Here is a 21462-nt window from a genome sequence, read left to right as displayed (position 1 = left end):
CCCTAGGATGTGCGATAGTCCCTGAAAGGGGACCATCGACGTCCGCTGCCGCTTCACGCGAACGGCACTGCCGTCGTGCCCTTGGGCAGTTTTGCCTCGTCGTCGGGCTCGACATGGATGGTGACGCGCACCGAGGGGATTTCCGCCTTCAGCGCGTCCTCGATGCGGTCGCAAATGACGTGGCTGGCGCCCACCGACATGCCGGCATCGACGACCAGGTGGAACTCGATGAAGGTGGCGCGGCCGGCGATGCGTGTCTTGAGATCGTGAACCTCCAGCGCTCCCTTGCAATTGGCCGAGATGACGTCGCGGATGTGCATGTGCTCCTGCGTGTCGACGGCGCGGTCCATCAGTCCGTTCATCGACGAGCCGATCACGTGCCAGCCCTGCCATAGGATGTTCAGCGCGACGATGACGGCAAGCGCGGAATCGAGGACTTGCCAGCCGGTGAGTACGGCACCGACCAGGCCAATGAACACGCCGACCGAGGTCGCCACGTCGGTCATGATGTGCCTGCCGTCGGCGACCAGAGCCGGCGACTTCTCGGCGCGTCCGGCACGGATCAGCGTCCAGGCCCAGAAGGCGTTGATCACCGTCGCGACGCCGTTGATTGCGAGGCCGGTCCAGGGCTGTTCGAGCGGGGCGGGATGCTGCCAGTACCACCACACTTCGTTGAGGATCAGAAGGGCTGCCAGCACGATCAGCACGCCCTCCAGAACAGCCGAGAAATATTCGGCCTTGTGGTGGCCGAACGGATGATCCTGGTCGGCCGGCTTGAAGCTGACCTGGATCGCCCAGTAGGCGGCGGCCGAGGCAATGACGTTGACGATCGATTCCAGCGCGTCCGAATATAGCGCCACGGAACCGGTGACGTGCCAGGCCGCCAGCTTCAGGCCGAGCACGACGCAAGCGACGATGATCGACCAGAAGGCGAGGCTGGCGACCCTCTTCTTCGCCGTCGACTTGATTTCAGCTGTGGTCACTGGGGAAGAAATCCCAACACGAACCCCTCGGGCTAAGCCGCCTTTTCCCTGGCCTTGCGCGGCAGATGCGCAACGATGTTCTCGATGATGCGCATGCCGGCATTGTGGCCGAGCGTCATGATCGATTCCGGGTGGAACTGCACCGCCGCGATCGGCTCCTTGGTGTGCTCGAAAGCCATGATGACGCCGTCCTCCGTCTCGGCGGTGACGATGAAGCCGTCGGGCAGGCGGACCGGATCGGCGAAGATCGAGTGGTAGCGGCCGACCGTCACTTCCTTGGGCAGGCCGGAAAAGATGATGCCCGGCTTCGACACACGGATGCGTGACGGTTTGCCATGCATCGGCACGTGCAATTGCCGCAGCTCCCCGCCATAGGCTTCAGCCAGCGCCTGCAGGCCGAGGCAGACGCCGAAGATCGGCAGGTCGCGCGCGCGGGCCCGCTTGATGGTGGCGGCGCAGTCGAAATCCTTCGGCGTGCCGGGGCCAGGCGACAGCACGACCAGGTTTGGCTTCAGCCGGTCGAAGACCTCGTCCGGCACAGGCGTGCGCACCGTCGAGACATTGGCGCCGGTCTGGCGGAAATAATTGGCCAGCGTGTGGACGAAGGAGTCCTCGTGGTCGACGAGCAGGATGTTGACGCCGTCGCCGACGCGCGCGGTGGCGCGCTCGGTGTCGGCGGCATTGCCTGACTTGGCGTCGCGGATGGCGGAGATCATGGCGGATGCCTTCAATTCGGTTTCGGCTTCTTCTTCCTCGGGAATGCTGTCGAAGAGCAGCGTGGCGCCGGCGCGCACCTCGGCGATGCCGTCCTTGATGCGAATGGTGCGAAGCGTCAGGCCGGTGTTCATATCACCGTTGAAATTGACCATGCCGATCGCCCCGCCATACCAGGCGCGCGGGCTCTTCTCGTTCTGCTCGATGAAGCGCATAGCCCATAATTTCGGCGCGCCGGTGACGGTGACCGCCCAGGCATGGGACAGGAACGCGTCGAAGGCGTCCATGCCTTCGCGCAGCCGTCCCTCGATGTGGTCGACGGTGTGGATCAGCCGCGAATACATCTCGATCTGGCGGCGGCCGATGACGCGCACCGAGCCTGGGTCGCAGACCCTCGACTTGTCGTTGCGGTCGACGTCCGAGCACATGGTCAGCTCGGATTCGTCCTTCTTCGAATTGAGCAATTTCAGGATCTGCTCCGAATCGGAAATGGCGTCGTCGCCGCGCTTGATCGTGCCGGAGATCGGACAGGTCTCGACACGGCGGCCGTTGACGCGCACGAACATTTCGGGCGAGGCGCCGATCAGATATTCGCCCTCGCCGAGATTGATGAAGAAGGAATAGGGCGAGGGGTTGATGGCCTTCAGCTTGCGGGAGATGGCGGAAGGCGGCGTCTCGCAGCGCTCATAGAACATCTGGCCGGGCACCACCTCGAACAGGTCGCCGCGCTTGAAACTCTCCATCGCCTTGCGCACCAGATTGGCATATTCGCCGGGCTCATGGTCGCCGCGCGGCGGGATGCGGTCGGCGGTCTTGAACGGCTCGACGATTTCGTCGCGCGGCAATCCCCCGGTCGAAAACCCTTCGCCCGAATAGTCGTAGCGGTCGGTCCAGGCCTTGGTCGAATAGTGGTCGACGACCAGGATCTCGTCGGGCAGGAACAGCACCAGGTCGCGCTGGCTTTGCTGGCGCTCGAGCTTGTAGTCGACCGGATCGAACTGGAAGGCGAGATCGTAGCCGAAGGCGCCATAGAGGCCGAGATTGGCGTCTTCCTCCGTTTTGAACAGAGCGGTGATGGCGCGCAGCACGGTGAAGACGGAGGGAACGCGGCTGCGTTCTTCTTCGGTGAAGACACGGCCAGGCTTGGCCACATCGAGGCGGATCAGTCTCTTCGACGTCTCGGCGATCGTCACGTCGTCAAGGCCGCCGAGCGCCTTGCCTATCACCGGCAGAAGCATCTCGCCACGGCTGTTCAGCGCCTCGATGCGCATGGCGCGGCTGCGCGCCGAGATCACCAGCGGCGGATCGATGATGGCGGTGTCCCAGCGCGTGTAGCGACCGGGATATTCGTAATTCGAGGAAAACACGGCGCCGCGGCGCGCATTCAGTCCATCGATATAGCCGTCGATCGCGCCTTCATAGGGCCGGTCGTGGCGCTCGCGGGTAATCGTCACGCCACCCGCCGTGACGAAGCGCTCCGCCCCGTTCTCCAGAATTTTCGTCGTCATTGCCGTCTCCATCAGCGTCTGGGTATCAGCGTCTTGGGGCAACGGACCCGGGCATGGCTTGAAAAAACAAATGGCCGCCCGGACATTCCGTTGCGGCCACCTTCTATTTTCACGCGCACGCGTTCGAACAGGCCGCTGTCAGCGAGCCCACCACCAAACGGTCTTGATCGAGCGCATGTTCATGGCGATTCCAATAGCGGCGATTGAACGGCCGCGCAACTGGATTCAATGGAGGGCATGGAGAAGGGCATGAGCCCTCAATCCTCCAGCGTTCCCGACCTTGCATCGGCGCTCTTCCTGTCGCCGACCAGCTTCAGCAGATCTTCGCCGGCACGGATGATGCGCCGGGACCGCCGCGTCAGGATGATGCCCGCTTGCGGCGCGAACACCTGCGTGCGGCCACCGGCTTCACCCGGCGCATGGACTATGGTGGCGAGCAGTGCGCCTTTTTCTACACGGTCGCCGGGCTTCACACTATAAAGGATCGCACCCGCCCGGGGCGCCGGCATCATGTCGATGTTCTCGAGCAGTGCGACGATACCGGTGAAAGAATTGGAACCGGTGAAGCCGCCGGGCGCGGGCAAGGCCTGATCCACGATCACGCCACGCGCCACCAGCAGCCGATAGAGCCCTTCGGCATCGGAAGCGGCCAGAGCGCCATCGACATCGAGTATGCCTCGATACTCGACTGTGGTGGCGACGCACCGGTCAAACCGCGCTACATCGGCGGGGACGTTCAGATACGGCGTGATCGAGGCGCCTTCGAAGGTGCCGTCGGTGTCCTCATCCCACAGCACCACCGCGTCGACGCCCATGGCGGCCGCACAATCCGCCATTTCAGGCCACAGGCTGGTGTGGACATAGAGATAGGCGAGGCCCTCGTCGTCGCAGTGCAGGTCGAGCACGATGTCGTGGCCGATCGACAGCTGCAGCAGCCGCGTCTTCAGCCGCTGATCGGCCGTGCCAAGCGTGGTGTCCGGCAAGAGCGTCGTGTCCGGCGCCGCCAGCAGCGGAAAGCCGCGGTTGAAGTTGGTGCGCGTGCCCAAGTGGAAACGGCCCTGATGCTCGCCGAAATGATACTGGGCGCGGCCGATCGGATTGGCTTGGGGCACGACGGTGATATTGCCCTTGATGCGGCGTTCCGCTTCGGCCTTTTCGAGCATCGGCATCAGCGCATCGATGGCGACGACGCCCGGCAGTTCGCCGGCATGCAGCGCGGCCTGCAGATAGGCTGAGGTTGCTGCCTTGTCGCTGCCGTCAAAGCGGAAGGTCGGGAATTCGTAGGAAACGCCCTCGCTGTCGCCGGCGATGCGCTCGATCGATTTCTGCATGATACTCCTCCAGGAAAGAGGCCGAACACATGCCCTTTCGCCGATACGCTGTCGATTGGTCCAGTCTGCTGCGCTATGGGCGCAACTATTGCGCGGGGTGCGTCACCAGCAACTGGCGGTCCAACGTCTGCGACATCACCGCCACGGCGACCGCCAGCAGGGCGAGCGCCGCGCCGACCAGCGGCAGATTGGCATAGGACACGCCCAGCGAAAGTGCCACGCCGCCTACCCAGGCGCCCGCGGCATTGCCGATGTTGAAGGCGCCCTGGTTCAGCGTGGCGGCGAGGTTCGGCGCTTCGGAGGCCGCTTCGACGACGCGGATCTGCAAAGGCGGCACGATGACGAAGACGAGCAGACCCCACAGGAAAACGATGAAGACCGCCACGGCTGCGATGGCGCCGAATTCGGCAAAGCCGACGAGCAGCAGCGCCAGCATCAAAAGCGTGCCGATCACCGTCGGCATCAATTTCCAGTCGGCCAGCCTGCCGCCGATGATGTTGCCGATGGTCATGCCGCCGCCGAATAGCAGCAGCACCCAGGTCACGGTCGCGGTCGACAGGCCGGATACGTCGGTGAGATAGGGCTTTATGTAGGTGAAGACGGCAAACAGGCTGGCCGACGCCAGCGCCGAGATCAGCATCGCCAGCCAAACCTGCAGCTTGCCGAGCACGCGCACCTCGCCAAGCAGGCCGCCGCCGCTCGGTTGGGTGATGCCGGCGGGCACCAGCCAGGCAATGGCTGCGACCGAGATAAGGCCGATCCCGACCACGGCCAGGAAGGTGGCGCGCCAGCCGTAGGCTTCGCCGAGTGCTGTGCCGCCGGGAACACCAAGGATGTTGGACAGGGTCAGACCGGCGAACATCAGCGCGATGGCGCTGGCCCGCTTGTTACGCGGCACCAGGCTGGCGGCGACGACCGAGCCGATGCCGAAGAAGGCGCCATGGCCGAAAGCGGTGAAGACGCGCGCCGCCATCAGCAGCCAATAATTGGGCGCGATCGCGCACAACAGATTGCCGACGACGAACAACATTGCCAGGCCGATCAGCACCGGCTTGCGCGGCATGTGTGCGGTGGCCACCGCAATCACCGGCGCGCCGAAGACGACGCCGAGCGCATAGCCGGTGACCAGCAGGCCGGCCGAGGGGATCGAGACGCCGAGGTCGGCGGCGACCTCGGGCAGCAGGCCCATGATGACGAATTCGGTGGTGCCGATGCAGAAGGACGCAATGGCAAGCGCTAGGATCGGCAGGGGCATGGGAGGTCCGGACTGAATCGGTTCAAAATTGAGACTGTCGGCAGAGCTGCCCCGTGCACAAGCGCGATTGCTGCAATGCAGCATTGCAAAAATGGGCAGCGGATCGCGACTGCGTTGCGCGTTTGCCGCCTGCGGTGAATGCAGAGCGGCCTATGCCAGCGGCTTCAGCTCCTGGGCGATGGTCGGCAGAAGTTCCGAGACATTGGGGTGAATATGGGTTGCCCGCGCGAGCGTGCTGACCGGCGCCTTGGCGTACATCAGGTCAAGGACGCAATGGATCGCCTCGTCGCCACCGGGACCGAGCACCGAACAGCCGAGGATTTCCTTGGTGTCGGCGTCGACTAGGATCTTCATAAAACCTTGCGTCTCGCCTTTCTCGACGGCGCGGCCGACGCGGGTCATCGGCCGCAGGCCGACCAGCCCGCGACGGCCGGACTTTCTGACCGCTGTCTCGGTCATGCCGCAGCGGCCGAGCGGCGGGTCGGTATAAAGCGCATAGGCCTCGATGCGGTCACTCACCTTGCGTGGATCGTTGTCGAGCAGATTGGCGGCGACGATCTCGTAGTCATTGTAGGAGGTGTGGGTGAAGGCGCCCTTGCCGTTGCAGTCGCCCATCGCCCAGATGCCGGGCACGCTGGTGCGCAGCTGGTCGTCGACGACAATGAAGCCGCGTTTATCGACCTCGACGCCGGCCTTGTCGAGGCCGAGATCGTCGGTGTTGGGCGTCCGGCCCACTGCCAGCAGTACATGCGAGCCAACCGCCGGCGCCTTGCCGGCGGTGAAGGTCACGGCAATCTCATTGCCCTGCCTGGCGAAGCTGATGTCGTCGGCGCCGAGATGGACCGTGATGTCTTCGTTTTCGAGGATGGACAGGATGGCGGCCGAGACATCGTCGTCCTCGCGGGCGATCAGCCGTGGGCTCTTTTCGATCACCGTGACCTCCGAGCCGAAGCGGCGGAACATCTGTGCGAATTCGAGCGAGACGTAGCTGCCGCCGACGACGACCAGATGGCGCGGCAGCACGTCGAGGTCCATCATCGATGAGTTGGTCAGGTACGAAATGTCGTTGACGCCTGGCAGGTCAGGCACCGAGGCGCGGCCGCCGGTGTTGAGGAATATTTTTTCGGCGGTCAGAAGATCATCGCCGACGCGCACCGTGTTGGCGGTGACGAAGCGTGCATGGCCGCGATAGAGCGTGCAATGGTCCATGCCGGCAATCCAGCTTTCGAGATTGCCGCGGGCGTCGTTCGACACCTTGTCCTTGCGTGCCTTGATCGCTCTGTAGTCGACGCCGACCGAACCGGAGAGCGTCACGCCGTAGTCGGCGGCGCGGCGAGCGAGATGCGCGGCATAGGCGCTTGCCACCATGGCCTTGGTCGGCATGCAGCCGGTGTTGACGCAGGTGCCGCCGACCAGTTTTCGCTCGATCAGCGCCACGCACATGCCGGCCGCCGTCAGCCGGCCGGCGAGCGGCGGGCCGGCCTGTCCGGCGCCGATGATGATGGTGTCGAATGTCTTTGCCGTCATGCCACTGCCGCCACGATCAGCAGGCCGCCGGTGATTGCCACCGCGTCCTCGATAAGGGCGGCTGGCAGGTCCTTGCCGAGGGTGATGGCCAGGCGCTTGCGCAGCTCGGCGCCGCCCAGCGTGCCGATCACCGCGCCGATGGCGCCGGCAATCAGGCCGCCGATGGTGGCGCCGGCGGTCGCGCCGATCACAGCGCCGGTGAAGGCGCCCGAGACGATGCGCGCGCCGAACTGCTGCGGCACCTTGCGGCTCGGCGTCGACGGCAACTGATCGGCGACAAGCTCGACGATGGCCAGGGCGGTGAAGATGCCGACGGCGACCCAGTGACCCATGAAAGCAGCCCAGGTGCCGGTGACCGGCAGCCAGCCGAGCCAAGCGCCCCAGGCGACGGCGGCGGGCGCTGTCATGGCACGAAGGCCCGCAACGACGCCAATCAGGAGTGCGAGAATATACAGCATGATTGATCCCCTCGATGGCCGGGCTCAGGACAACCCTGCCAGAGCAGGCTAGCATAGGCGCGGCATTTGACCAGAGGCCTGCGATCTGTGGCGTTACCCGATCTTTATGGACTGTGCTTTGACACCACGTTGAAACAGCATGGCAAAGGCAGGAGGACATCGCCTTGAACAGAAGCGAACGCACAAAAATGGCGGCGGGCGAGTGGTATACTTGCCTCGACCCGGAGTTGGAGGCACTGCGGGTCGTGGCGCGCGACGCGGTGTTCGAGCATAATTCGCTGCCGCCACGGCAACGCGGCGACATCGGGCCGGCCTTGAAGTCGCTGCTCGGCGCAGTGGGCGAGGGTGCCCGGATCGAGGCGCCGTTCCACTGCGCCTATGGCTTCAACATTGTTCTCGGCGACGGCGTCTTCCTTAATGCCGGCTGCACCATCCTCGATACCGCGCCAGTCCGCATCGGCAAGGGAACGCTGCTCGGCCCCAATGTGCAGATCTATTGCGCCGAGCATCACAAGGAGGCGGCGGGTCGACAGGCAGGACTGGAGATCGCGAAGCCGGTCGAGATCGGCGACAATGCCTGGATCGGCGGCAGTGCCATCATCCTCGGCGGGATCAGCATCGGCGACGGCGCCATTGTCGGCGCCGGCGCGGTAGTGACTCGCGACGTGCCGCCAAACACCACGGTCGTCGGCAACCCGGCGCAGTCGGTCAGGCGCGGCTGAGCATGAGCGGGTATTAGAGCGAGGTAAGCCCGGTCATTTGGCAGGAGGGGGATGCAATCGTGTGTCGAGCGCAAAGGCCTCCTGGATCTTCATGGCATATGCGCCCTTCGCGACGCTCGCGTCGAAGATCAGGTTCCAGCCATTCTGGGACACCGCGCTCGGAATCACCACGAACCGATGTCGTTGGAGAAGATCATCGCCGAATGCCTGTTGCCCAGAGCTCGGGATGCCCGGACGCAGCCAATTAGGGTTGGGAACGGCGCCAGGGTTGACGATATGCACTTCCGTGACATCGCTGATTATCGCCGCGGTCATCACATGCGCGATCGTGTCGAGCGCCCTGAAGCCCTTATGGACTGCGACTTCGAGAATCGCAGTCGAAGGATCGATTGAGCAGTAGACTGCGCGCACGCCCCTGCTGTTCCATCGTCCGCCGACCCTGTATGCGCCCTCGCCACTGTCCCATGTAGGCGCGAACGCAGCGTGATCGAGACGCCAGCCAACGAGGTCGGAGCCGCCAAGTGCGGCCGGGAGCGGCGTCATGCATAAACGCCATATTCAAGCCGTTCGAGGTAGTCCTCTACAAGCTCGACACCAGCCGGGGTTGCCAGAAGATCGATGGGACGGCGCTGGTCGAGCCCGATCGCCGGGCGCTCCAGCCATTGCTCCGCTTCGGCCTGCGAACCGAACACGTCGGTCGCTTTCGACAGGATCTCCGCAAATTTCCAGGTTCGTCCGCTCTGATCCTGGCTGAGAGGCTTGGAAGGGGCGTCCTTCCGACGCTGGTAGGTGCGCAAGCTCATGCCGACAGCCTTCTCTAGCGAATCAGTCTTCTGGATGAAGACGAGCTGCCCAATGAGATGGTCCAGCGCCGAACCCGGCAGGCCGTGCACAAGCAGCTCATGGGCGTCCAATGCACTCCGGAGGTGCCGCGACAGAATGCGGGCGCCGCCCAGCAATCTGGCCACTTTCTGAAGTTCACTGTTTTTTGCTGCTGGTGCAGCCTTTTCCAATGCCATCGCCAAGGCGTGCCTCTTCGCGTCATCTGTCGCTTAATATATGACAGATGACGCCGAGCCTTTCAAGGACGGTAGAATCGAGCGCAGGGCAATGAGGGCAGCGCCGACATCGACATGAGTTGGAGCTATCTTACCACGTGCTCATCCGGAGCGTTCTTCGAGAACTCGCGCCGGTACTGCGCGGGCGTGGTTCTGAGCCGCGCCGCGAAGTGCTGGCGCAGCGACGTGGCGCTGCCGAAACCGGCCTCGAAGGCAACCGCATCCATCGATTTTTCCGTTCCTTCCAGCAGTCGCTGCGCCAGCGCGACGCGCTGATCGATCAGCCAGTCGCCGAAGCTGGTGCCGATCGATTTTTGAAAGCGGCGCGTGAATGTCCTGCGGGTGAGGCCGGCGGCGGCAGCGACGCTGTCCAGGCTATGCGTCTCGTCCAGCGTTTTGCGCACCTTGTCGAGTGCCTGTGTGATGCGATCCGCGTTGCCGGTCCTAGCAATGGGACGTTCTATGAACTGCGCCTGCCCGCCTTGCCGATGGGGAGAAAGCACGATCTGCCGAGCAAGCCGAAGAGCCGCCTCCGCGCCGTAGCGGGCCCGCACGATATGGAGACAGCAGTCAAGCCCGGCGGCGACGCCGGCAGATGTCATGACATCACCATTGTCGATGTAAAGCACGTCCGGGTCGACGATCATGTCGGGATAAAGCGCCTGTAGCTGCTCGGTATAGGCCCAATGCGTCGCGGCTCGCCGCCCCGAAAGCAGTCCTGTCGCCGCAACAGCGAACGTGCCGAGGCACAGTCCGACAATCAATGCGCCGTTCCGGTGCGCTCGCAGCAGGGCCTCTACCAGAAACGCCGGTGGCGGATCGTCGACGTCTCGCCAGCTTGGGACGATCACAATGTCCGCGCCATCGAGGCTGCCCAGCCCGTGCGGCGCAGTCACGGTCAACCCTGCTTCGGTATGGATAGGCCCGCTTTCGATTGCACAGATGCGGAAGTCGAAGCGCGGCAAGCCGAGCGCGGCGCGATCCTCTGCGAATACAAGGCACGGCACGGAGAGGTGGAACGGACTGATGCCATCGAAGGCGATGGCGGCAACGATCGGATCGGCCATGCTGAGCACCAATGAAGGTTAGATTTGGATTGTCCCAATTCTTTCGAATAATGTCAATTGGGACACTTTTTGCACTCCGGCAGCAGGCCTATCCTCGACCAATCGAAGCCAAACGGGAAAGGAAAATTTGATGTCTGAACCAGTCAAAGGCAAGGCGCCACGCCGTGCCCTCATCGTCGTCGACATCCAGAACGACTATGACGGCGGCAACCTCGCCATCCAATATCCGCCGTTTCGCGACAGCGTCGTCAACGCGGCACGAGCGATGGACGCGGCCGCCGCGGCAGGCGTCAAGGTCGTGGTCATCAAGCAGCTAGCGCCAGAAACGTCGCCGATTTTCGCCAAAGGCAGCCACGGCGCCGAATTGCATCCCGAGATATCAAGGCGAAGCCGTGATCATTACGTCGAAAAGACCTTGCCGAGCGCCTTCACCGGCACGGACCTCGAGGACTGGTTGCGCGCCAACGCCATCGATACGATCACCGTCGTCGGCTATATGACGCACAATTGCGATCTCTCGACCATCATCCACGCCGTCCACATGGGCTTTGCGGTGGAGTTCCTGTCCGACGCCACCGGCTCGGTGCCCTATGCCAACAGCGCCGGCCATGCTTCGGCCGAGGACATCCACCGCGTGGTGACTGTTATCCTGCAGTCGCGCTTCGCCGCCGTTCTCAAGACAGCCGAATGGATCGACTGCCTGAAGACCGGCACGCTGCCCGAACGCGACACGATCTACGCCTCCAACCAGCGCGCGCTGGCACGGAGCGCCGCTTAAAGCGCGTCGCGCCTGACAGGATTCATGCGACGCGCTTTAAGTTCTTGTTCTTATGCATGTCGTTATCCCAAAACCGCTGCGCACTTTTGGGCGACATGCATTGGAAATTTGTCTCGGGCAAGCAAAAGGGCGCCGTAGCGACGCGGCGCCCTTGTCATTCCGGCCTTCAAAATCTCAGAACAGGCCTTCGATCTGGCCCATCTCGTTCAGGAAGATCTTTTCCGAGGACGGCGCCTTGGGAAGACCGGGCATGGTCATGACCTCGCCGCAGATAACGACGATGAAGCCGGCGCCGGCAGACAATCTGACCTCGCGCACCGGCACGGTGTGGCCGGTCGGCGCGCCGCGCAGGTTCGGGTCGGTCGAGAACGAATATTGCGTCTTGGCCATGCAGACCGGCAGGTGGCCGTAGCCGGCGTGCTCCCAGGCGTGGAGCTGGTCGCGCACCGACTTGTCGGCGATCGCTTCGGAACCGCGATAGATGCGCTGGACGATGGTGTTGATCTTCTCGAACAGCGGCATGGCGTCGGGATAGAGCGGCGCAAACTGCGACGCGCCGGATTCGGCAAGCGCCACCACCCTGCTGGCGAGTTCCTCGATGCCGGCCGATCCGTGGGCCCAGTGCTTGCAAAGGATCGCCTCTTCGCCCATCGAGGCGACGTAGTCCTTCATCGCCTGGATTTCAGCGTCGGTGTCGGAGTAGAAATGGTTGATGGCGACGACCGCTGGCACGCCGAACTGCCTGATATTCTCGACGTGACGGCCGAGATTGGCGCAGCCCTTCTTGACCGCCTCGACATTCTCCTTGCCGAGATCTTCCTTCTTGACGCCGCCGTTCATCTTCATGGCGCGCACAGTGGCGACGATGACGGCTGCCGCCGGCTTCAGGCCGGCCTTGCGGCACTTGATGTCGAAGAATTTTTCGGCGCCGAGATCGGCGCCGAAACCGGCTTCGGTGACGACATAGTCGGCGAGCTTCAGCGCCGTCGTGGTGGCGACGACCGAGTTGCAGCCATGCGCGATGTTGGCGAACGGACCGCCGTGAACGAAGGCTGGGTTGTTCTCCAGCGTCTGCACCAGGTTGGGCTGCATGGCGTCCTTGAGCAGCACGGCCATGGCGCCGTCGGCCTTGAGGTCGCGGGCGTAGACGGCCGACTTGTCGCGGCGATAGGCGACGATGATGTCGCCGAGGCGCTTTTCCAGGTCCTTCAGGTCGGTGGCGAGGCACAGGATCGCCATGACTTCCGAGGCGACGGTGATGTCGAAGCCCCCTTCGCGCGGAAAGCCGTTGGCGACGCCGCCGAGCGAGCAGATGATCTCGCGCAGCGCCCGGTCGTTCATGTCCATGACGCGGCGCCAGACGACGCGGCGGTTGTCGATGCCGAGGTCGTTGCCCCAGTAGATGTGGTTGTCGATCAGCGCCGAAAGCAGATTATGCGCCGTGGTGATGGCATGGAAATCGCCGGTGAAGTGGAGGTTCATGTCTTCCATCGGCACGACCTGCGCGTAGCCGCCGCCGGCAGCACCGCCCTTGACGCCGAAATTCGGCCCGAGCGAGGCCTCGCGGATGCAGACGATCGCCTTCTTGCCGATGCGGTTGAGACCGTCGCCGAGGCCCACCGTCGTCGTCGTCTTGCCTTCGCCGGCCGGCGTCGGGTTGATGGCGGTGACGAGGATCAGCTTGCCGTCCTTGTTCGCCTTCACCGACTTGATGAACTCGGCCGAGATCTTCGCCTTGTCGTGGCCGTAAGGCAAAAGATGCTCGCTTGGAATGCCGATCTTCTGGCCAATCTCCTGGATCTGCTTCTTGTCGGCGGCGCGCGCGATCTCGATGTCGGACTTCACTTCGGCCATGGTGGCTTTCCTCTGGATTGGACGGTGGAGGGGACGGGTTTGATCAGTATGGTCGCAAGCCTGTTCGAGACAGCCCGGCACTGCAGGCGAGGGCACGTTCTAGCCCTGTCGCTGCCATGGCGTCAACTTGCATGCAACTATGTTTCCTCTAGAGAAAGGTGGTTCTGTTTCCCGGGCGATCTGTCCCGGGTCTTCGCGCCCGGTTGTCGCGCCGTATAGAAGCCAGAGCACGCGCCGTTTTGCCGTCTCAAAACAGCCGCGGAATGCACCGAATGCGACAGGGTTCGAGCGCCGGCCTGCGCCTCGGGTAGTTGCGCTAGAATGCGCCGATCTGGTGCATCAGCCCCAAGCCGTCAAGCTGGCCGAAATGTTCGACCACGACGCCGTTCTCAAGACGATCGATGTGAATCACGCCAACCGAGACGCGATTGCCGCTCGGTTCGACGCCATGGAAGATGCCGGTGTGCGTGCCCTCAAAGCGACAGCGCGTGACTACCTTGTCGGCATCGCTGACATAATCGTCGATGACGTGATATCCGTCCGGGAATCCAACAAAGAATTCGGTCAGGGATTTGCGCCAGTCAGCGAAGCCGATCGGATTGGCGCTGCCGAGATGAACGGCGAGATCTGGAGAGACAAGACTGGACAGTTTATCCCAGTCCTGCGCGTCGATCGTGGCATAGAAATTTCGAGCAACTTCCCGGATATCCATCTCATGTCCTCGCTGGCTGCCGCCCAGCGGTTGAACGACGACGAGACGATCAGGTTCCGGTTCCACGCGATGCGCAGCCGACCTACTGCGTCAGCACGTTGCTGATCTCGACCAGGGGCAGCGGTGATTTCAAGCCAAGACGTCTTTCACTATTGGCTTCCTTCACCGATCCAGAACGGACCTGACCTCGACGAGGTTCGATCGCACCCTAAGCACATAGAATCCCATCGTGGTGAGGTGGGTGGGCATGATCCAGCCATCCTCGCGGCCGTTGGAGATTATGAAAGGCCGTATGGCGAGCGCTGCCTTGAGCTGGCCTTCCACGCTGGTCCACAGCGGTGTGAGGCCGCGATTGTCGAGGATCTGCTGGAAGTCGTGATGCGCCGCCGTGAGGATGCCGTAATAGCCGTAGAGCTGGCCATAGGCGAACCAGAAGCGGTCGTCAGCGCGTGTGTCGAACCAGCCGCTGTTGAAGTTCTGCGAACGGTCGCGGATCATGTCCGATGTCGAGCCTATGTCGCTCGCGATCCGGTCGACGAACTGCATCAGATTGTCGGCGCGCGCGTTGAAGACAACCTCGCATTTCATCAGCCGGTCGTTGAAGGCGCGAAGGCTGGTCGCCGCCGTGCGATAGAAACTCGGCGTCGGGGTTTTCGGACCAAAGGGCCTGAGGCCGAAATACCAGGTTTCCTCGTCGAAGGTGATCGCGCCGCGCGCATCCTGCAGGTTCTGGTCGATCTGGCTGGTGCCGCGGACGCGGCCGAGTGTGTCGACGAGCTCGACCGCAGTGCGCCGGATGGCCTGATTGACCCCGCGCTGGAAGGAGGCCTTGTTGTCGAGAAACGGCGTGCGGTCCCAGTCCATCCCGAAGAACCCGAGCTTGTAGAGTATCATCGACGAGATCCAGGCGTTCTCGTTGACGTTGAAATCGATGAGATCGGCCGCGACCTGGACAATGGCCGAGTTTGTGCAGGTCTTGACCTCTCCCTCGACGCCAGCGGTTTCCCCGACGGCAGGAGGAGCGGGCTGCGCCGGGGCGGTTCCGGCCGGCTGGGTGAAATTATACGCCTCCGCATAGGCGGGATTGAAATTGCTCCAGACCTGCGTGTTCCAGATGAAGTAGCCGTAGAGGCCGACCAGCAAGAGCAGAGCGAGGCCGAGCACCGCCTTCAGTATCCAGCCGCGCTGTGTGTACCAGCGCCCAGCCCACATGAACGGCCACAGGATCACACCGATGGCGAAGCCGATACCGCGGCCGATCCACTGGAAAATCCGTGTGAAGAAATTCACGATCGGATCAAGCATGGCGATGTCACCCCCTCGTCAGTCAGCCAAGAATTCGATAAGGTTAGGCATTCAATCAGTAAGGCCGTAGAGGCGTGTGCGAAACGCCACCTTGTCTTTCAGATATGTGGTTTTCAGAACGTCCACAACATGCGATCGCCAGGCGTCGCTGAAGCCGTCATAGTCGCTGTAGAAGCCTGGTTTGTTGAAGACGTAACGCGAGACGAAATCCTGCGGCACGAAATCCGAGATCAGCTGGTTGGTCAGCCAGGCGTCGGGATGGTCGGGCTTGGCCCGGATCACCAGGAAACGCTGCTGCGGGAAGACGTCCTCAATCTTGAGCCGGCCGAGGTGAGCGATCTCGCGCTTGGCGGCGTTGAGAAAGGGAAAATTGCCGTCCCTGGTGATCAGGTCGGCATGGCCATGGATCCAGGTCTGCAGCCAGACCTTGTCGACGTCGGTCAGATTGCGATCGGGCTCGGCGTCGCGGATCAGCGCGCGCACCACCATCTCGGCGCGATGTTCGAGATAGCCCGATGTTTCGATCCATGAGGCGCGCGGCAGTTCGATGCGGCCGGTCGCGGCGAGGAACTTGAACACCTTGTCGGCATCGTTGATCGAGAGGTAGCTCACTTGCCACGGCCGCGAGCGACGGAAGCCGGGTGCTGCCGGGTCGCTGATCACCGTCGTCATGTCCGGATCGATGAACACATAGAGCCCGCCGAAATGGCTGGTCCAATAGGCGCTGTGGCGAAAGATCACCTGATCCGGCACCAGCGCGTTCTCGCGGATGTCGCCGCAGATCTTGGCAAGCTCCACCATGCGGGTGAGCATGGCATTGTCGCGCCAGGCGTCCGGCTCCTGCTTCAACTGGTCGACGAGCTTGCCGAGTTCGGCGGCCTTGCCCAGCACGTCCTCCGCCGACAGCACCCTGAACTCGACCTGGTTGATCGACAGCAGATCCTCGATGTCGTCGACTTTTGGGACCGAATCCTCGATCTCGCCGTAGATGACATCCTTGATGGTCAGCGCGTCGATGGCGCGCTGGTTCTTCGACATGAACTCGAACATCAGCTGCGAGGTGTTGGAAAAGGCGGTGTGCACCACCGGCAGATCGATCTGCGACGGCGTCAGGATGATGAAACGGCGGTTGATCTCGTTGGGGTCGAGGTAGTTGTAGTCGCCGCATTCCTCGGCCACCTGCGGCGAGAAGCCGGTGCGGTCGATGTCGAAGCTCTTCAGCTTCGTCGGCTTCAGGCCGAAGGCGACCATAGCCTTGTTATAACGCTGGATGAGATGCGGCTCCTCGATGGTCAACAGCCGGCCGTAGATCAGCTCGTTCTCGCGCAAAAGGTCGGATTTCTTGGCCATTATTCCTTCTCCCCGTTCACGGGGAGAAGGTGCCCGAAGGGCGGATGAGGGGCGGCGCAAACGCTCATCATCTTTCCTCTGACGTTGAAGCGGGCAAAAACTTCGCGTCGACAGCAATCATTTTCCGATTGAGCCGACCATCCAAGGCCGCAACGATCGTATCCAGTACGCTCTTACGGCCAGTGAGGACATCAGCGTGCCAAACCCTCAACACCGACCAACCGTTCCTGTTCATGGTCTCATCCCTGTATCGATCCTGAGATCGATTTGCGTGCTGACTTCCATCGACTTCCACAACCAGATTGCCTTCGCGGCAGGCGAAGTCGGCGAAATAGGGGCCGATCGGTAGTTGGCGAACAAATTTGTGGCCGTTCAATCGTCGCCCGCGCAGTTCGTGCCATAGCCATTCCTCGGCATCATTCTCGACTTTTCGAAGCTGCCTGGCCCTCGCCACCTTCGGCTCGTTTCCACCTCGCACAGCGCTGCCCCTCATCCGCCCTTCGGGCACCTTCTCCCCGTAAACGGGGAGAAGGGAGAAGCGCCAGGCTCACGCATTCCACAGGCCCTTCTTCTTCAGCTCCTCGATCTCGCGCACCGCGCGGTCGCGCAGGCGGGTGTCGCGGATCATCTTGGTCACCGCCGCGTCGTCGGACTTGTCGGAATAGCGGAACTCCGAGTCGGCGTAGCGGTTGACCTCCTGCATGACCATGTCCATCGAGAACGGCCCACGCAGTTCCTCGATCATCGCCTTCTTGTCGTCGTAACCCTTGTGCATGAAGACTTCCGGCTTCTCGAACCATTCGTCCGGCAGCTCGATGTCCATGGCGCGCATCTTTATCGCGTCGGTGACGTTCTTGATGGCGCGGCCGGTGAAACGCGGCTCGGCCTCCTTGATCATGTGCAGATAGGTGCCGATGTCGGCCATCGACTTCGGCGCGCCATTCTCCTTCATGTAGCGCTCGTAGACCTTCATCAGCCCGTCTTCCCTGGGCTTCTCGTGCTCTTCATAGGCTTCCATCACCGCGCGCTTGATCTCCTGGGCGGCGTAGAGCTTGTGGTCGCCAAGCGGGATCTTGTGGTTCTTGCCGGCGAGCAGCACGAAAATGTCGATATAGTCGTCGCGGCTCTGCGGCCCGTCGACCAGCCAGCGGGCGCCGGCGCGCTGGCGCAACGCGTCGTCGACGTTTTCGGGGTAGTTGGAGAACATGCCAAAGGAGCAGTTGCCGCGCACCACGGTGCCGGCACCGGCGAACGCGTCCATCAGCACACCGGTGATTTCCTGCTGGCCGGCCGAGGCGCGATCGTCGGAGCGGCGCGCCGCCACCTGATCGATGTCGTCGATGGTGCCGAAGCCGATGACGCGCGGGTTCAGCACATTGTTGATGAACTGACGGCAGTTCTGGCCCGATTTGCCCTGGTAGGAGGAGATCTGGTCGACGCCGAAATTCTCATAGGCGAAGGGATATCCGGCGACCTGGCAGTAACCGTTGACGAGACCGGCGATCATCTGGATCAGCGTCGTCTTGCCGGTGCCGGGCGCGCCGTCGCCGATGAACGTGAACAGGAAGCCGCCAAGCTCGACGAACGGGTTCAGCTCGCGCTCGAAGTCGTAAGCCATCAGCATCTTGGCGAGCTTGACCGACTGGTACTTGGCGATGTGATTGCCGACGACCTCTTCGGGCTTCTTGAAGGTCATCACCAGCGGCTTCGACCGCTTGCCCGGCGCGACGTCGAAGCCATCCAGGGTAAAGTCGTCGACGTCGATACGGATATGCGCGTTCTCGAACGGGCCGATGCCGTCGAAGCGGCCCTTTCGCGCCAAAAGCCCGTCGATGGCGACACGGGCGAAGGCGCGTGCCCGGGTCATCAGGTCGGCGTCGTCCTTCGCGCCTGATATCGCCCTGTCGAGCCCGGACACGATCGACTTCACCGCGTCCTGGGGCGTGTCGAACAAGAAGTCCGGCTCGGGCGTGTCGTTCGGCGCCTCGCCGTCGCTGTCGATCAGCTGGAACAGGTAGGAGGCGAGGCTGAAAGCCGAAATATAGGCCGAGGCCGACAGCAGCTTCTTGAATGTGGCGGCCTCGTCGCCTTCGAGCGGCGCGCGGGCGTTTTTCGCCTGCAGGCTTTCGAGGTCTGACCCTTCGGCGAAGACGTCTGATATGGCCAGGGCGATCGCCAGCCCGCGCCGGGTGCGAAACAAAAGCATGTGTTGCGCAATGCTCAGCAGCTGATCGCCGGGATGGACGGCGGCGACTGTCTTGGAAAGCTCGACCTCGCGCGTGCGCCTGACCGAGCCGACCGAGACGGTCGAGACGAAGCGGCGGTTGGTGCCGGCAAGTGGGGTGCCGGATTCACGCGACGGGTCCTCCAGCACGACGATGCGGGTGATGAAGCTCTGCGCCGTGGCGCGGTGCTTTTCGATTGCCGCTTCCGAAATCGTGGTCAGGCCGGTGTCCATGAAGGATACTCCGCGGTTTGACGGTCAGACGTCACTGATGACCTGTCCTTTGGACAGGATGTGGACCTTGTAGCCCGAAAAGATCTTCTGCGCCTCGCCGGCGGCGTAGAGCGCCTGATAGGCCTCATGCGGAATCAGCGCGTGGTTCTCGTAGCTCGACACGCCCTGCCGCGCAGCCTCCAGGTCGTCGGTGTCGATGAAGAACTCCTGCGTCGTCTTCTCGCTTGAAAACAGACCTTTGCGGCCTGGCTTCTCGGCCTTGGAATAGACCTCCTGGATGGTCCAGGTCAGGAGCCAGGCGTTTTCCGGCTTGCGCACCTTGGCCAGAACGTCGGTCACCGTCGAATTGTTCTCGGTGATCCCTGCCGAATAGAAGGGACCGAGCACGACGCGGCGCAGCTGCTTCGGGTGGAGCGGCTCGAAATCCTTGTCGAGGTTGACGGCGATCGTCGCCGGCGACAGCGTGTAGGCGGAATTCTTCTCGGTGAAGTCATCGAAGCGATGGGCAAGCTCGGGATTGAGCAGCCCTTCAACGGGAAGCGGAATGTCGACCTTCTCGTTGAGCTTGCCGTTGCGGTCGACAAGCTGCTCGATCATCTCTTCGGAGGAATCCTCGACCGTCACCATGTAGACCAGCGGCAGGTTGGCGCTGCCGTCGAAGGTGGCCCAATGGACGAGGTAGTAAGGCCGCCCCGTCTTCGGATTGACCGAGACTTTTGCCGTCTGCGCCAATGTGAAGGGCCCGAAGGTCGTCTCGCCCTTGACGCCCTCCAGATAGAGCCGCTCGGCCATCGACTTCTGCAGCGCTTCGGGGAATTGCTTGTGACGCAGGATGAAGTCGGCCATTTCCTCGCGCAACTCGTCGGCCAGCGGTATGTTGGCGAGACGCGTATCGGCCTGGCGGCGGTCGTTCTCCAGTTCGAGCAGGTTCTGGAAAACCGGAAAGCCGCTTTCGGCGCGCGAAATGCGGAACGTCTCCATGAAACCCAGCCGGTTGCGCCAGCAGGCAAAGGAGTTGTCGAGCCGCGCAATATATTCGGCGACGATCTTGGCGACGATGCCGTGCCGGTAGAGCGGCGAGCGATCGTCGCGCATGAACACTTCGAGGCCGCCGAGCGCTGCCGTGATCGCCGAGAAATAACGCGTTGCCGCTTCGTTTTCGGGGGTCATGCAGCCAGCCCTTGGGAGGTATGCGAGCGCAGCAATTACGACTGCACGTAGTTTGCCGCATTGTGCTTCTTCAGCACGTCGTCGAAGCGGCGGGCAAAGGCATCGTCGGCCAGCTTCTTGCGGCGCTGGATGTCGGCGGTCGCCACCATGTTCTTCTCGTGCATTTCGAGGAGATCGCCAATGTGCTTCTGCGAGGCAGCACCAATGCCGGCCATGGTCTCCTCGGCGGTGTTGTCGACCTGGCTGCCCAGCGTGTTGATCTTGTGGGCGACGTCCTGCTGGGCGGCGGTCTTCAGCGAGTCTTCCAGCGCCTTGTAGAGCACGATGCGCTGCTCGGTATCGATGGTCAGCTTGTTGATCAGCGTCGACTGTGCCGCGATCTGGTTGTTGAGCGAATCGACGAAGGTCTGGAACATCGAGGTGTAGCGTTCCAGCGTCTGGCTTTCGGCCAGCAGCTCCTGCTCCTTGGCCTGCTTTTCGTTGTATTCCGTCGCCAGTTTCGAACGCTCGCCTTCAAGCTGCGTGCGCTCCTTCTGGCTGGTCGAGGCGGCGATCTTGTTCTCGATGTCGAGCAGCATCGGGTTGAGCTCTTCGATGCGCTTCTGCACGGTCTCGAGATTGGACATGGTTGTCTTGCGGCGTTCGATCACCTGCGACAGGCTGGCCTCGGAGGTCTTGTAGCGCTGGTCGAGAACCTGCTTCTGCGCCTTGAGGATGCCGACGATGGTATCGGATTTCGCCAGCAGCTCCTGCAGATTGCCGGCCAGCGACATGTTGCGGACACGGTCGGTGCGCATGCGCTGCTTGCTCTGACTGGAAAATATGCCGATGAAGCTTTCCCAGCCGGTGTAGTTCTTCATGCTCTCGAATTCGGCGCCGAAGACGTTGGTGGCGTCCTCCAGCCCGATGATCAGGTCGGCGATGTTGCCTTCCATCACCTTCTGCTGCTTCAGCACATCCTCGATGCGGGCGTTCTCGAGGTCGAAATTGGCGTCGCCGATCTTCTTGTCGGTCTTGGCGAGCGTGTCGAGCACCGTGCCGGACTGCTCGATTTTCGTGCGCATGTCCTGCACGACCTGCTTGGTCTTGGCAATTTCGGCATCGAAATTCTGCAATGTCGCCATAGGGGCCTCCCGCTTCGGCATCTGTTTCGTGTCGCGAACCGCCGCGAATATATGTGTGGCATGGGGGGAAGGGAAGGTGGAAGATTAG

At 62.5% G+C, this 21462-nt stretch carries 19 protein-coding genes; 2 read left to right on the top strand and 17 right to left on the bottom strand.

Annotation, left to right across the window (positions count from 1 at the left end):
* Positions 1–53 precede the first annotated feature (53 nt).
* The 6 genes from EN885_RS09955 to EN885_RS09930 form a co-directional block, all read right to left on the bottom strand.
* Positions 54–968 carry a cation diffusion facilitator family transporter gene (locus tag EN885_RS09955; RefSeq protein WP_206616820.1) on the bottom strand — a complete coding sequence of 305 codons (915 nt, stop codon included), beginning with the start codon at positions 966–968 and terminating at the stop codon, positions 54–56.
* Between the two features lie 47 nt (positions 969–1015).
* A complete protein-coding gene (locus EN885_RS09950; protein WP_126105223.1) occupies positions 1016–3205 on the bottom strand; it encodes an anthranilate synthase in 2190 nt (729 codons plus the stop codon).
* 257 nt (positions 3206–3462) lie between these two features.
* Positions 3463–4536: a succinylglutamate desuccinylase/aspartoacylase family protein gene (locus EN885_RS09945; RefSeq protein ID WP_128241904.1), complete on the bottom strand. Its 1074-nt coding sequence runs from the start codon at positions 4534–4536 to the stop codon at positions 3463–3465.
* A gap of 85 nt (positions 4537–4621) precedes the next feature.
* Positions 4622–5791: an MFS transporter gene (locus EN885_RS09940; protein WP_126105225.1), complete on the bottom strand. Its 1170-nt coding sequence runs from the start codon at positions 5789–5791 to the stop codon at positions 4622–4624.
* Positions 5792–5941: 150 nt separating this feature from the next.
* The gene (locus EN885_RS09935; protein WP_128241905.1) at positions 5942–7318 is read right to left on the bottom strand and encodes an FAD-containing oxidoreductase; all 1377 of its coding nucleotides are present in this window, start codon (positions 7316–7318) and stop codon (positions 5942–5944) included.
* Positions 7315–7776, bottom strand: a complete 462-nt coding sequence (locus EN885_RS09930; RefSeq protein WP_128241906.1) for a DUF4126 domain-containing protein — start codon at positions 7774–7776, stop codon at positions 7315–7317. Before EN885_RS09930 ends, EN885_RS09935 begins: the two co-directional genes overlap by 4 nt.
* 164 nt (positions 7777–7940) lie before the next feature.
* Here EN885_RS09930 and EN885_RS09925 point away from each other — a divergent pair, with 164 nt between their 5' ends.
* Positions 7941–8498, top strand: coding sequence for a sugar O-acetyltransferase (locus tag EN885_RS09925; protein ID WP_128241907.1), 558 nt, complete (start codon positions 7941–7943; stop codon positions 8496–8498).
* 33 nt (positions 8499–8531) lie between these two features.
* Here the strand turns inward: EN885_RS09925 and EN885_RS09920 are convergent, their stop codons facing one another.
* From EN885_RS09920 to EN885_RS09910, 3 genes are all read right to left on the bottom strand, one after another.
* Complete coding sequence (locus EN885_RS09920; RefSeq protein ID WP_128241908.1) at positions 8532–9041, bottom strand: RES domain-containing protein; 510 nt, start codon at positions 9039–9041, stop codon at positions 8532–8534.
* Entirely contained in the window at positions 9038–9523 is a 486-nt protein-coding gene (locus EN885_RS09915; protein WP_128241909.1) for an antitoxin Xre/MbcA/ParS toxin-binding domain-containing protein, read from the bottom strand. Before EN885_RS09915 ends, EN885_RS09920 begins: the two co-directional genes overlap by 4 nt.
* A 119-nt stretch (positions 9524–9642) precedes the next feature.
* Positions 9643–10623, bottom strand: coding sequence for a helix-turn-helix domain-containing protein (locus EN885_RS09910; RefSeq protein ID WP_128241910.1), 981 nt, complete (start codon positions 10621–10623; stop codon positions 9643–9645).
* A gap of 130 nt (positions 10624–10753) precedes the next feature.
* Between EN885_RS09910 and EN885_RS09905 the strand changes: the two genes are divergently transcribed.
* Positions 10754–11401, top strand: coding sequence for a cysteine hydrolase family protein (locus EN885_RS09905; protein ID WP_128241911.1), 648 nt, complete (start codon positions 10754–10756; stop codon positions 11399–11401).
* A gap of 174 nt (positions 11402–11575) precedes the next feature.
* On the opposite strand, the gene EN885_RS09900 is transcribed toward EN885_RS09905, so the two are convergent.
* The 8 genes from EN885_RS09900 to EN885_RS09865 form a co-directional block, all read right to left on the bottom strand.
* Positions 11576–13255 (bottom strand): formate--tetrahydrofolate ligase, encoded by a 1680-nt coding sequence (locus EN885_RS09900; RefSeq protein WP_095484189.1) that lies wholly within the window; start codon positions 13253–13255, stop codon positions 11576–11578.
* 316 nt (positions 13256–13571) lie between these two features.
* Positions 13572–14033, bottom strand: coding sequence for an ester cyclase (locus EN885_RS09895; RefSeq protein ID WP_128241912.1), 462 nt, complete (start codon positions 14031–14033; stop codon positions 13572–13574).
* Positions 14034–14129: 96 nt separating this feature from the next.
* Positions 14130–15272, bottom strand: coding sequence for a DUF2333 family protein (locus EN885_RS09890; protein ID WP_127293206.1), 1143 nt, complete (start codon positions 15270–15272; stop codon positions 14130–14132).
* Positions 15273–15323: 51 nt separating this feature from the next.
* Entirely contained in the window at positions 15324–16622 is a 1299-nt protein-coding gene (locus tag EN885_RS09885; protein WP_128241913.1) for a DUF6638 family protein, read from the bottom strand.
* A gap of 67 nt (positions 16623–16689) precedes the next feature.
* A complete protein-coding gene (locus EN885_RS09880; protein WP_127206762.1) occupies positions 16690–17100 on the bottom strand; it encodes a DUF559 domain-containing protein in 411 nt (136 codons plus the stop codon).
* Between the two features lie 69 nt (positions 17101–17169).
* The gene (locus tag EN885_RS09875) at positions 17170–19080 is read right to left on the bottom strand and encodes an ATP-binding protein (RefSeq protein ID WP_128241914.1); all 1911 of its coding nucleotides are present in this window, start codon (positions 19078–19080) and stop codon (positions 17170–17172) included.
* Between the two features lie 24 nt (positions 19081–19104).
* A complete protein-coding gene (locus EN885_RS09870; RefSeq protein ID WP_128241915.1) occupies positions 19105–20250 on the bottom strand; it encodes a hypothetical protein in 1146 nt (381 codons plus the stop codon).
* Positions 20251–20285: 35 nt separating this feature from the next.
* Complete coding sequence (locus EN885_RS09865) at positions 20286–21374, bottom strand: hypothetical protein (protein ID WP_126105239.1); 1089 nt, start codon at positions 21372–21374, stop codon at positions 20286–20288.
* Positions 21375–21462: the final 88 nt, after the last annotated feature.

Origin of the sequence: Mesorhizobium sp. M6A.T.Cr.TU.014.01.1.1, assembly GCF_004022765.1 — a bacterium.
GTDB classification, from domain to species: Bacteria; Pseudomonadota; Alphaproteobacteria; order Rhizobiales; family Rhizobiaceae; genus Mesorhizobium; species Mesorhizobium mediterraneum.
This window is presented reverse-complemented; position numbering and strand designations above follow the sequence as displayed.

Coding starts and splice junctions, on each gene's coding strand:
- EN885_RS09885 (WP_128241913.1), bottom strand. CDS start 16,622: ATGGCCAAGAAATCCGACCTTTTGCGCGAGAACGAGCTGATCTACGGC.
- EN885_RS09950 (WP_126105223.1), bottom strand. CDS start 3,205: ATGACGACGAAAATTCTGGAGAACGGGGCGGAGCGCTTCGTCACGGCG.
- EN885_RS09870 (WP_128241915.1), bottom strand. CDS start 20,250: ATGACCCCCGAAAACGAAGCGGCAACGCGTTATTTCTCGGCGATCACG.
- EN885_RS09920 (WP_128241908.1), bottom strand. CDS start 9,041: ATGACGCCGCTCCCGGCCGCACTTGGCGGCTCCGACCTCGTTGGCTGG.
- EN885_RS09945 (WP_128241904.1), bottom strand. CDS start 4,536: ATGCAGAAATCGATCGAGCGCATCGCCGGCGACAGCGAGGGCGTTTCC.
- EN885_RS09900 (WP_095484189.1), bottom strand. CDS start 13,255: ATGGCCGAAGTGAAGTCCGACATCGAGATCGCGCGCGCCGCCGACAAG.
- EN885_RS09875 (WP_128241914.1), bottom strand. CDS start 19,080: ATGGACACCGGCCTGACCACGATTTCGGAAGCGGCAATCGAAAAGCAC.
- EN885_RS09905 (WP_128241911.1), top strand. CDS start 10,754: ATGTCTGAACCAGTCAAAGGCAAGGCGCCACGCCGTGCCCTCATCGTC.
- EN885_RS09935 (WP_128241905.1), bottom strand. CDS start 7,318: ATGACGGCAAAGACATTCGACACCATCATCATCGGCGCCGGACAGGCC.
- EN885_RS09930 (WP_128241906.1), bottom strand. CDS start 7,776: ATGCTGTATATTCTCGCACTCCTGATTGGCGTCGTTGCGGGCCTTCGT.
- EN885_RS09865 (WP_126105239.1), bottom strand. CDS start 21,374: ATGGCGACATTGCAGAATTTCGATGCCGAAATTGCCAAGACCAAGCAG.
- EN885_RS09940 (WP_126105225.1), bottom strand. CDS start 5,791: ATGCCCCTGCCGATCCTAGCGCTTGCCATTGCGTCCTTCTGCATCGGC.
- EN885_RS09890 (WP_127293206.1), bottom strand. CDS start 15,272: ATGCTTGATCCGATCGTGAATTTCTTCACACGGATTTTCCAGTGGATC.
- EN885_RS09910 (WP_128241910.1), bottom strand. CDS start 10,623: ATGGCCGATCCGATCGTTGCCGCCATCGCCTTCGATGGCATCAGTCCG.